The organism is Bartonella bacilliformis Ver097 (assembly GCF_000709795.1).
Classification (GTDB): domain Bacteria; phylum Pseudomonadota; class Alphaproteobacteria; order Rhizobiales; family Rhizobiaceae; genus Bartonella; species Bartonella bacilliformis_A.
The window spans coordinates 374,493-386,635 of the sequence record NZ_KL503802.1 but is presented as its reverse complement, the minus strand read 5'-3'; the positions used below and the strand labels follow the sequence as shown (position 1 = coordinate 386,635).

The window sequence follows — 12,143 nt, the reverse complement described above, 5'->3', positions numbered from 1 at the left end:
TTTAAAGCGCTTCAGCACCTGCAATAATTTCAATCAATTCTGTGGTAATCTGCGCCTGACGCTGACGATTATAGGTCACTGTCAACTTGTTAATCATTTCACCCGCGTTGCGCGATGCATTATCCATAGCACTCATTTTTGCTCCCATTTCACCAGCAACATTTTCAAGTAATGCCTGAAAAATCTGTACAGAAATATGACGTGGAATAAGATCATTTAAAAGAGAAGCTACATCAGACTCATATTCATAAACAGCCGATTGCGAAGCCTCACAATTTTCTAGTTGATCAGCAAAACCTTGTCCTTCATCAGTAGAGCTTTGCCCTGCTGGAATTAAACTCAAAGCCATTGGACGCTGAGTAATCACTGAAACAAATCGAGAATAAAAAAGCGTACAGACATCAAAAGCACCCTCATCAAATAAATCAATAAGCTGCTTGCTGATTTTTGCTGCCTCAGCAAAACCAATTTTCTTTACAGACCGCAAATCAACATGATCAATCATCAAGGATTTAAAATCACGCAGTAAAATATCTGCTCCCTTTTTGCCTACAGTTAAAATTTTAACCGTTTTACCTACAGCATGAAGCTTGTGAATATGCTCACGCGCGAGACGTGCAATTTGCGTATTAAAAGCTCCACACAAACCACGCTCAGCCGTACAAACCACCAAAAGATGCACATGGTCATTCCCTGTACCACGCATTAACAGTGGAGCATCAACAAGGTCTACATCTTTAGAGATATTGGTGACAATAGCATCCATACGCCGCGTATAAGAACGCCCTGCCTCCACCGCCTCTTGCGCACGGTGCAACTTTGCTGCTGCAACCATTTGCATGGCTTTGGTAATTTTTTGTGTTGCCTTAACCGAGGCGATACGGTCTCTTAGATCCTTCAGCGACGCCATTCAAGCATTCCACCAATTAAGAAAAATTCTTTGCATAACGATCAAGGATCGCTACCAACTTACCCTTAAGCTCATCTGTGATTTGCTTCTGATTAGCAATCGCATTCAACAGCTCTTGATGGTCACTGCGTAAAAGAGCCAAAAGGCCGCGCTCAAATCGACCAACATCAGAAACTGCCAACGCATCAAGATACCCATTCACACCAGCAAAAATAGTAACAACCTGTTCTTCTGTTTTCAAAGGCGAAAATTGCGGTTGCTTTAACAACTCTGTCAAACGTGCACCACGATTTAAAAGACGCTGAGTTGAAGCATCCAAATCTGAACCAAATTGAGCAAAAGCAGCCATTTCTCGATATTGTGCTAACTCACCCTTAATCGACCCTGCAACCTGTTTCATCGCTTTAATCTGCGCAGCAGAACCAACACGTGACACAGATAAACCAACATTCACAGCAGGGCGAATTCCCTGATAAAATAAATTGGTTTCTAAGAAGATCTGACCATCCGTAATCGAAATCACATTCGTAGGAATATAAGCAGAAACATCATTGGCTTGTGTTTCAATCACTGGTAGCGCAGTCAAAGACCCAGAGCCATTATCAGCATTTAACTTTGCAGCCCGCTCTAAAAGACGAGAATGCAGGTAGAACACATCCCCTGGATAAGCTTCACGACCAGGCGGTCGACGCAGCAAAAGAGACATTTGACGATAAGCCACCGCCTGTTTTGAAAGGTCATCATAACCAATCAAAGCATGCTGACCATTATCACGGAAATATTCTCCCATAGCACACCCAGCAAGAGGGGCAATAAACTGCATCGGAGCAGGATCAGAAGCTGTCGCCGCAACAATAATTGAATAATCTAAAGCGCCACGCTCTTCTAAAACTTTAACAAATTGTGCCACCGTTGAACGTTTTTGACCAATAGCAACATAAATACAATAGACTTTATCTTGATCGCTTCCAGCTTCATTTTCATGAAAAGGCTTTTGGTTCAAAAATGTATCAAGCAAAATGGCTGTTTTTCCCGTTTGACGGTCACCAATCACCAACTCACGCTGACCACGCCCAATAGGAATAAGAGCATCAATAGCTTTTAAACCTGTTGACATTGGCTCATACACAGATTGACGTGGAATAATACCAGGCGCCTTCACATCAACACGGCGACGATTTTTTGCATTTAATGGCCCCTTGCCATCAATGGGATTTCCCAATGCGTCAACAACACGCCCAAGCAATTCAGGACCAACGGGAACATCAACAATGGATCCAAGCCGTTTAACAGTATCCCCTTCGCGGATATCACGGTCTGATCCAAAAATCACAACCCCAACATTATCCATTTCCAAATTCAGTGCCATACCCTGAACACCGTTAGAGAAAGAAACCATTTCACCCGCTTGAACATTATCCAAACCATAAACGCGGGCGATACCATCCCCCACAGATAAAACCCAACCAATCTCTGAAAATTCAGCCTCTTGATCAAAGTTCTTGATTTTCTCTTTTAGGATTTTTGAAATTTCAGACGGTCTAATGTCCATCAGCTAACCTCTTTTTTCAATGCAAGCTTAAGGGAAGATAATTGCGCCGCAAGGGACGTATCAATCTGATACAATCCTAAACGAACGATAAGTCCACCGAGAATCGTTGGATCAACAGATAAGTGAAGCATAACTTTTCCTCCAATAACACTTTCTAAAGCCACGCATAATTCCTTTTTTTGGTCAGCATCCAATGGATGCGCAGAAATAACCTGCACCGACACCTCTCCACGAGAAAGGGCAACACGACGCTGAAAAGCTTGTAAAATACCAGATAAAGCGGAAAGCCGACGGTTAGCAGCAACAACACATAAAAAATTACGAAGTATCTGCCCTGTCTTTTTATGAGCCAACCCAAGATTTTCACAAACAGCACAAACCGCTTTAACTTGCTCTTTTACTGAGAAAAATGGGCTCTTCACCAAGTGTTTTAAGGCTTTATCTTGCTCTAAAATAACTTGAAAAGACGCTAATGCTTTTTCCACATCTCCAATATAGCCTTCTTTCTGAACTAAATCAAACAATGCGTGTGCATAGCGCTGATTCATCAACGAAAGTGGTGGAAGAGAAAATGAATTAGACACGAAATCTCGCCTCTTTCCCTTAAGAAGCTCCCTGAGCTTGACCAAATGAAATGGACCACAGATTCCAGACTTCAAGAACTTTTTCTTAAAATTCAGAATAAAAAGACTTTTTTGTCTCTAGCATAGACATAACTGACTCGCAATAATGCTTTTGAAAGTTTTAGACAAATAATCGCAAATTCTTTTAAATTCTTCTTCAGATCCTCCCTCACAACCCTTTTCAATATCATAAATATTGGGAAATTTGTATATTGATGATTATTGATCCCTAAAATCTTCAAATGATGAAACAGACACACAGCGTTTTTGCAGTCCTATTTTGATCTCATCAGACAAATTATCCAATTTTCCTGTATCCCCTGTGTGAAACGTATCAAAAACTGTAGCAGTAATCTCTGCTCCCACCTTAGACAATAACAAATCCACCTTAAAAGTTTCATCCATTAAAAGAGCTTGTACAACATCTGCGGAAAGATCAAGCCTATGAATCCTTTCCATCAAATCACGATGGGCACGTAAATGCTGTAAAATTTGTGTAGTTAACGGCCCAACTATCTGTGTGCCACGCAGACTTAATGCTCTGCTAAAAATCATCACATCTTGTGCAAGTTTATCATCATGAAAAACTGCATAATCATAAATGACTTGTCGCGCATACAGCACTGGAAAACCACACAGAGATTGCATTGTTTCTTGCGGAGCAGCAATCATAGGCTGAAAAATTTTCTCTGTTTTGCGCATTAATTGATAGATAAAAGCAAAAACGGTCGTATCAATGCTGTGCATTTCCTTTGTTTCATCATGTTTAATGATATCTGCAACCGATGCGTATGCTCTTGCGCCTAAAAGCCAAGCAACGCTCAAAATAAAATAAATAATGATTTTCTTCACAAACCACCCCCCGCAAAATATCCTATCTGCAAATACGCTTTATCCAAGACAGTATCTTTTATTCTCACAGAGCCTTTTATTTAAAAAACTTTTATTTTAACTCACAAAGAAACGCGTATTTTATGTTTTTTCATAAAAAACTTTGTGGATCAATATCAATTTGCACCCGAACTGAACTTGGCCTCTTGGTAGCTCGCACTAGCATGGCTCGGATAAACCCTTGCACATCAAAAGAACGCTTCCCATGCAAAAGAAGCCGAAAACGATATTGTCCACGCACAAGGGCCAACGGGGCTTCTGCTGGCCCCATTAAAGATGCCCCCAAGGAAGCATCGTGCACAGCAGGGGCCGCCTGGCGTAAGACACGCGCATAATTTTCTGCTGCTTGGCGATTTTTTGACGACACAATCAAAGAAGCAAATCGCCCATAAGGGGGCAAATGATGCTGCTCTCGCATTGCAAGCTCACGCGTGTAAAAATCCTCACGCTGTTGTGAAAGCAAAGCTTTCATCACTGGGTGGTCCGGTTGATAAGTTTGCAACAATCCCAAACTTTCTAAGCCCATACGCCCTGCACGCCCCGTTACCTGAGACAAAAGCTGAAACGTACGCTCCCCTGCGCGCAAATCACCATTGGCAAGCCCTAGATCAGCATCAACCACCCCAACGAGAGAGAGCCCTGGGAAATGATGCCCTTTAGACACTAATTGCGTCCCAATAATAATATCAACATCCCTGTTAGCAATAGCTTCCAACTCACTTCGTAACTGGCTAATCCCACCTTTTAAATCTGTCGACAAAATCAGCAGCCGCGCCTGTGGAAACAACCCTTGTGTCTCCTCAGCAATTCTCTCCACCCCAGGTCCGCACGCTACCAAATGATCAAGAGTTCCACACTCATGACAGGCCTCAGGAATAGGTTGATGATAGCCACAGTGATGACATTTTAAGCGCCCTTGCAACCGGTGCTCGACTAGCCAGCTTGAACACTCCGTACAATGAAAACGATACCCACAAATCCGGCATAATGTTAAAGGAGCATAACCACGCCGGTTGAGAAAAAGGAGAGCCTGCTCTCTTTTTTCAAGAGTTTGTCTAAGCGCATACTCAAGAGCGGAAGAAATAAAACGCCCCTTTTCCACTCCCCCTTGACGCATATCAACCACCCGCAGTTGCGGTAATGCTGCCGCCCGAAAACGCGATGGCAAATGCACCCGTTGATAGCGCCCCCACAAAACATTGACCTGGCTTTCAATTGAAGGTGTTGCTGAAGACAAAATAACAGGACATGGCTCAAAAGAGCCACGTGCAACCGCCATATCACGAGCATGATAAAAAATCCGCTCTTCCTGTTTATAAGCGCTATCATGCTCTTCATCAACGACAATTAATCCCAGATCTGAGAATGGTAAAAAAAGCGCCGAACGGGCCCCAGCAACAACACGGATTTTCCCTTCTGCAACCTGACGCCACACACGTTCACGATGACGCTGGGCTAAATCTGAATGCCACTCAGCCACTGCCGTACCAAAACGCGCGTAAAACCGATCTAAAAATTGTTGTGTTAAAGCAATTTCTGGCAGCAAAATTAAAATTTGCTTACCGCCCTTCAACGCTTGCGCCACAGCTTCAAAATAAACTTCTGTTTTCCCTGACCCCGTCACCCCATCTAGCAAAAATACCTGAAATTTTGCTAACAATACCCCTTGTTGCAAAAAATCAGCTGCTGATTTTTGCGCATCTTCCAAAACGGGTGAGCAATAATTAGGGTCAGGCGTTGCCACAAGGGGAGAGACCGGTATCGGTGCTTCTTCAAAAACACCAAGTTCCTTTAACCCCTCAACCACCGAAACAGAGGCCCCTGCTGCATGCGCAAGACCAGAACGTGTCCACACCATTCCCTTGCGTGCCAATTCTAAAACACGCGATCGTGCTGGTGTTAAGCGATGCACCTCTCCACCACAATAACGCAACCCCATCATTGGCTCTTCGCGCTCTAACGCTGCCGGGACACGTAAAACCAACCGCGCGGCAAGACCAAAAGGTGTCATCGTATAGTCGCTGACAAAACGCAGAAAAGCGATCATTTCAGCCTTTAAGGGTGGACAATCAAAAACACACTCAATAAAGCGCAATTTATCTGGGAAAACAGAACACCCCTCCTGTTCATTTTCACAAGTCTGCTCATCAAGCGAAACGACAAAACCACAAAGAGTCCGCCCCGCAACAGGAACCCGAACAAAAGAACCAACCTCTACCGTCAGAGAAGACGGCACCCTATAATGATACGCGTGAGGCACAGGAAGTGGCACCAAAACCGAAACACTCTTTATTTCTGGTCCGTTTGATTTCACCTTTTGTTCCTGCATTTTGTTATAGCTTATCTTTTCACTCAGTTTAGTCTTACATATGCACCTTATCTGATCTCAGGACTCTTTAGTTTTCAACATACTTGCTAATCCTGATCAGATCCTCAAAAGATGCCCCCAATAATGATAAGCGTGCAATATAAGAAGCGAAAGCAAAATACTCTTTAATCTTTGGTAGACCATCTGCTTTCACCCTTTCTTATTTTCTTTCAATTTACAAAGAAAAAATCAGCTTAAAATTATTCATAATCCTGAACAAGGCTGCCTTTTGGGCTACTCTTATGCGACTTTTCACCCCTTAAACTACTCTTGGGGCCTCCCTTTAAGCAATCCTACGTGATCCTTGAGAAATTTTTGAGTGATCCTGGATAACAGGCTTTTCCCTACACTTGCTTTTAAATCAATTTCATAGACTTTTCCGCATATCTATTATCGACTCATCCCTTGTTTTTTCGTGCAACAATAGCGCATAATGTAAATAAGGTGAATCATTAGAAACTTTTAGTATAAAAGCTTTTCATAACAGAGGAGATCGGAAATGAAATTTTTTGTGGATAGCGCCAATTGCGAAGATATCCAAGAATTACAAAATTTAGGTCTGGTCGATGGTGTCACCACCAATCCTTCTCTTATCCTGCAATCTGGGCGCAATATTCTCGAGGTTATACAAGAAATTTGCTCCCTGGTCGAAGGGCCTGTTTCTGCTGAAGTTGCAGCAACCGACTTTGACACCATGATGAAAGAAGCTGCGGTTTTAGCAAAAATTGCTAATAATATTTGCATCAAACTGCCCATAACGCTCGATGGTTTAAAAGCGTGTAAAGCCCTTAGCGAACAAGAGTTTAAAACAAATCTCACCTTATGTTTTTCTGCTACTCAAGCTTTGCTTGCGGCTAAAGCAGGGGCAACATTTGTTTCCCCCTTTATTGGTAGAATTGATGATTGTGGCACAAATGGCATAGACCTGCTTCATGAAATTCGTACTATTTATGATACTTATGGATTTGCAACACAAATTTTAGCTGCTTCTATTCGCACAACAACCCATGTGAAAGCAGCCGCTTTAAGTGGTGCAGATGTTGCAACCGTTCCTCCCAAAGTTTTAAAAAGCCTGGCTGTACACCCTTTAACCGATAAAGGCTTGCAAACATTCTTAACGGATTGGGCAAAAACGGGCCAAAAGATCGCTTAAAAAATACCCGCACGCTTTGTTACCACACCCTGCTCTCAAACTTGCCTTCCAAGCCCTGAGAACTCTATACACATAGTAGTCATTTTATAATACGGATTGATTAGAACCTACAAAAGTTAACACCCTTCTTTATCGATGCAACAAACAGATCAAAAGATCTTTAAGACGACTTTTCAAGCTTAGTTACTACGCTTTGTGCGTTTAACTCTTTGCCGCCAAATTCTTGAAAGCTCTAGTTGCACTCCCTTGAAACCCGACAAAGGTGAACCAATTCACAAAGGCGAACCCTATTCTGCACTGCTGCCAGAACACTAAGCTAAAAAGTCGCTTCACTCCCCTGTTAAAGACCCCATTAAAGTTTCGCCAGATCTTTTGCAAGCCTCATAAAAATTTGTTCCGCTAATTCTGTAGCGACACGTTTTTCAGCATCTTTTTCAGCCTGAAGTGTCGCATATTCCTGATGAGGTCGATCAAATGATGCACGCATGGTTCCTTTCCCTTGCGCAATCACATTATCCTTCATATCTTTTAACGAATAAGAGGCCCTGCTGACCACTGTCCCGACAGAAAAACGCCACGTTCTTCCCGTTCTAGGATCACTCTCTACCGGCAAAGATGTGTGCGTCATTACAGATGTGTGTAAAGATAATTGATACTTTGGCGTAGCAGGCTTTTCCCCACCCCCATGCATCAAAAAAAGCAAGTGATTACGCACCATTTGGTTAAAACGATCAGAAGGCTCATCAACCACAATCATGGCCAGCTTTGCCGCAAGGCCAGAAGGAACTTCCTCTGCACGCCCTGCAAAACCAAAACCCATCGCTGTCAACGATTGCGGGGCTTGGCGATAAAGCGGTTCAATTGTGCAGCCACAAAGCAGTGCCAACATAAAAGTGCAAACAACGCATGACAACCGATTAAAGAACAACATTAACAATCCTTTTTGGAACAATAATCATTTTCTTCACCGATTTTCCTGCCAACTGTGCTTGTACGAAAGAAAGAGCCAAAACGGCTTGTTCAATCTCTGCTTGATCTGCTGTCGCAAGAACTGTGACATCACCACGTTTTTTACCATTGATCTGCACCGGCAAAGTGACAAAATCTTCAACAGTTAAAGCTTTATCATAAACAGGCCATGCACACTCAGACATGAGTGTTTTTCCCCCTAAAGCCGCGTGACATTCTTCAGCCAAATGCGGCATCATCGGTGCAATCATAGCACAGAAAAAATCCATCGCTTGACGCAGAGCAGCCTTCATCTCATCATCAAGATCGGCCACCGTATTTAATAAAGGGGCCATGATATTCAAAAATTCATATAAACGTGCAACAGCCCGGTTAAAGGCCAGCTTTTCTAAATCATCTTCCACAGCACAAAGCGTGCGATGTGCTGCTTTTGAAAGCTCCAAAGCTTCTCCCTGGTGCCCTGCACAAGGCTCAATGGTGCTTAAAATTGGTGCGCTCAACGCCACACAACGCCACACACGTTGGACAAAGCGGTGCGCCCCTTCAATCCCAGACTCTGACCAGATCACATCACGCTCAGGCGGAGAATCTGACAACATAAACCAACGCGCCGTATCAGCCCCGTAGGAAGAAATAATATCATCAGGATCAACTACATTTTTCTTTGATTTCGACATTTTTTCAATCGAACCAATTGTCACCTCGCTCTGATCCGTCAGCTTATAAGCACGGCGTTTGCCATCTTGTTCAACAATAGATACCTCATCTGGCGAAGCCCACCCCTGCGCATCGCGATAGGTTTCATGCACAACCATACCTTGGGTAAAGAGCCCTGTAAAAGGCTCATCCACATTGACATGACCAACCAATTTCATAGCCCGCATGAAAAAACGCGCATATAAAAGATGCAAAATTGCGTGCTCAATACCGCCAATATATTGTTGCACAGGCAGCCATTGCGCCGCTATGTCTGGATCGGTTGGCTCTTGTGCCCAAGGGGCAGTAAAACGGGCATAATACCAGGAAGAGTCAACAAATGTATCCATTGTATCTGTTTCGCGTTTTGCCGGCTGACCACAAGAAGGGCAGGTCACGGTTTGCCATGTTTCATGGCGTGCAAGGGGATTCCCAGGGCGATCAAAAGTCACATCTTCCGGCAAGACGACAGGTAAATCAGCACGCGGAACAGGCACTACCCCACAAGCCGCACAATGGATCATAGGAATGGGGCATCCCCAATAACGCTGCCGTGAAATACCCCAATCTCGTAATCGAAATTGTACTGTTTTTTGCCCTTGAGGTTGACCATTTAAAACCTGTTTTTCAAGGCGTTGTGCGACTACTTCAAAAGCATCTTTCGGCGTTAAACCATTCAAAAAGTCTGAATTGATCATCACGCCATCACCGGTATAGGCTGTGTCGAAAAGTGTAAAATCTTGCTCCTCAGCCTCTTTTGGTGCAACCACCACTTGCACAGGCAGATCATATTTGCGGGCAAAATCCAAATCACGTTGATCATGCGCTGGGCATCCAAAAATAGCCCCTGTACCATAATCCATTAAAACAAAATTCGCGATGTAAATAGGAAGACGCACTGCTGGATTTAACGGATGAACAGCCAAAATCTCTGTCTGAAATCCTTGCTTTTCGGCTGTTTCTAGGGCCTCTGTTGTGGTACTCCCGCACCGACACATTTCAATAAAAGCACGAAGCTCTTCATTCTTTTGCGCCAAGGCTTGTGCCACTGGATGATCAACGGAAAGGGCTAAAAAAGATGCACCGAATAAAGTATCCGGACGAGTCGAATAGCAGGTGATCTCGTCAAAACCCTCACACACATCATCACAGGGAAGTTGTGTTTTGTCTAAAGCCCAACGAATGTAGAGCCCTTGTGACTTGCCAATCCAATTTTTTTGCATAACGCGAACTTTGTCTGGCCATTCTGTCAAGTCGTCCAATTTTGCTAATAAATCTTCACTAAACTCTGTGATTTTGAAAAACCACTGGGTTAATTCTCGCTGTTCTACCAAAGCACCAGAGCGCCAACCCCGACCGTCGATAACTTGCTCGTTAGCCAAAACGGTTTGATCCACAGGATCCCAATTGACCTTAGCAACTTTGCGTACAACAAGCCCCTTTTGGTAAAGATCGAGAAAAATCATTTGCTGGCGGTGATAATAATCTACATCACAAGTGGCAAATTCACGCGACCAATCTATAGAAAGCCCCAATTTCTGTAATTGCTTACGCATAGCGGCAATATTCTGATAGGTCCATGCCTTTGGATGCACTTTATTTTGCATCGCTGCATTTTCAGCCGGCATACCAAACGCATCCCACCCCATCGGGTGTAGCACATTCATCCCCTTAGCACGCTTATAACGTGCCACGACATCTCCCATTGTATAATTACGCACATGCCCCATATGAATGCGGCCTGAAGGATAGGGAAACATTTCTAAAACATAATATTTTTCTCCCTCATCCTCATGAGAGGTTTGAAAAATCTTCTTTTCATCCCAAATCGCTTGCCATTTTTGTTCCTGTGCACGTGGATTATAGCGTTCGATCGTCATTTCTATTATACTCTTTACAAAATTAAACTAAAAAGTATTTTAATGCTTCCCATGGATTAACGTTATCGTCAACCTTTTCAATGAATATTTTACAAGCTTTATAGAGAGAATTGCCCTTATAAAACAATTCCCTTTATCAAAGGACTGCCTTTATAGAAACAATTCTCAGCCATTGAATAAAAAATGAAAACACGAGATCGCCATAAGCAAAATTCATGCGACATCCATTGCGTGGAAAAACATTTAACAAGAGACTGCTAAGAGCTGTAAAGACAAGCTAAATTCTTTAGACCTTGAAAAAAATTTAAAAGCACGAGACTATCATGAATGAAATGCATGAAACATCCATTGACGCGTGGAAAAATATTAAACAAGAAATCGCCAACAGCTGTAAAGAATATCAACGTTCTTTAGACAGTGTGGAGCTCATTGCTGTTTCAAAAACAGTACCTGCAAACAAGATTATTTCCCTTTTGCAAGCAGGCCAGTCTCGCTTTGCGGAAAATCGCGTACAAGAAGCAACAGAAAAATGGCCGCGTCTACGCCAACAATTTAACCCCATTGAACTGCATCTTATCGGCCCCCTACAATCCAATAAAACAGCAGAGGCTGTCAAAATTTTCGATGTTATTCAAACGGTTGATCGTGAAAAAATAGCCAAAAGCTTAAGCGAAGAAATGGACAAACAAAAGAAGCATCTCCTTTGCTATATTCAAGTTAATATTGGGTTAGAACCACAAAAAAGCGGCCTTTTCCCAGAAGATGTGGTTGATTTTGTTGCGCACTGCAAAAATCATTATGGGCTTGATATTGTTGGCCTGATGGCGATCCCCCCGATCCAAGATAACCCCGGACCTTATTTTGCCCTGTTAGCAAAATTAGCCAAAAAATCTGGTTTGACAAAACTCTCCATGGGCATGTCCAATGACTTTCAAACCGCTCTTCAATTTGGTTCAAATGTCTTGCGTATTGGATCAGCCTTGTTTGGGCAACGCCCTAGCTAAGGATTCTTCGTTTATCAGATCATCAAACATAAATTCATGAGATCATCTTTTAACATATGGAAATATCACGAAAACACTCCCTTAACAGATTACAATA

The 12,143-nt window shown here is 42.9% G+C and carries 9 protein-coding genes; 2 read left to right on the top strand and 7 right to left on the bottom strand.

The features are described 5' to 3' along the window. Position 1: 1 nt before the first annotated feature. The 5 genes from H710_RS01560 to H710_RS01540 form a co-directional block, all read right to left on the bottom strand. Positions 2–910 carry a F0F1 ATP synthase subunit gamma gene (locus H710_RS01560; RefSeq protein ID WP_041849106.1) on the bottom strand — a complete coding sequence of 303 codons (909 nt, stop codon included), beginning with the start codon at positions 908–910 and terminating at the stop codon, positions 2–4. A gap of 16 nt (positions 911–926) precedes the next feature. Beyond that, positions 927–2,462, bottom strand: a complete 1,536-nt coding sequence (gene atpA / locus H710_RS01555; protein WP_041849105.1) for a F0F1 ATP synthase subunit alpha — start codon at positions 2,460–2,462, stop codon at positions 927–929. Next, positions 2,462–3,046 (bottom strand): F0F1 ATP synthase subunit delta, encoded by a 585-nt coding sequence (locus tag H710_RS01550; RefSeq protein ID WP_041849104.1) that lies wholly within the window; start codon positions 3,044–3,046, stop codon positions 2,462–2,464. Before H710_RS01550 ends, atpA begins: the two co-directional genes overlap by 1 nt. A 258-nt stretch (positions 3,047–3,304) precedes the next feature. Next, positions 3,305–3,937, bottom strand: a complete 633-nt coding sequence (locus tag H710_RS01545) for a hypothetical protein (RefSeq protein ID WP_041849103.1) — start codon at positions 3,935–3,937, stop codon at positions 3,305–3,307. Between the two features lie 130 nt (positions 3,938–4,067). Continuing rightward, complete coding sequence (locus H710_RS01540) at positions 4,068–6,305, bottom strand: primosomal protein N' (protein WP_041849102.1); 2,238 nt, start codon at positions 6,303–6,305, stop codon at positions 4,068–4,070. Between the two features lie 538 nt (positions 6,306–6,843). Here H710_RS01540 and fsa point away from each other — a divergent pair. Then, on the top strand, positions 6,844–7,497 hold the full coding sequence (gene fsa / locus H710_RS01535; protein WP_041849101.1) for a fructose-6-phosphate aldolase: 654 nt from the start codon (positions 6,844–6,846) through the stop codon (positions 7,495–7,497). A gap of 352 nt (positions 7,498–7,849) precedes the next feature. Here fsa and lptE read toward each other — a convergent pair whose 3' ends face one another. Together lptE and leuS are read right to left on the bottom strand one after the other, a co-directional pair. After that, on the bottom strand, positions 7,850–8,428 hold the full coding sequence (gene lptE / locus H710_RS01530) for an LPS assembly lipoprotein LptE (protein WP_041849100.1): 579 nt from the start codon (positions 8,426–8,428) through the stop codon (positions 7,850–7,852). After that, entirely contained in the window at positions 8,415–11,042 is a 2,628-nt protein-coding gene (leuS, locus tag H710_RS01525) for a leucine--tRNA ligase (protein ID WP_041849099.1), read from the bottom strand. The genes lptE and leuS overlap by 14 nt, the downstream gene beginning before the upstream one ends. 323 nt (positions 11,043–11,365) lie before the next feature. Between leuS and H710_RS01520 the strand changes: the two genes are divergently transcribed. Next, positions 11,366–12,046 carry a YggS family pyridoxal phosphate-dependent enzyme gene (locus H710_RS01520; protein WP_041849098.1) on the top strand — a complete coding sequence of 227 codons (681 nt, stop codon included), beginning with the start codon at positions 11,366–11,368 and terminating at the stop codon, positions 12,044–12,046. The last annotated feature ends 97 nt before the right edge of the window (positions 12,047–12,143 follow it).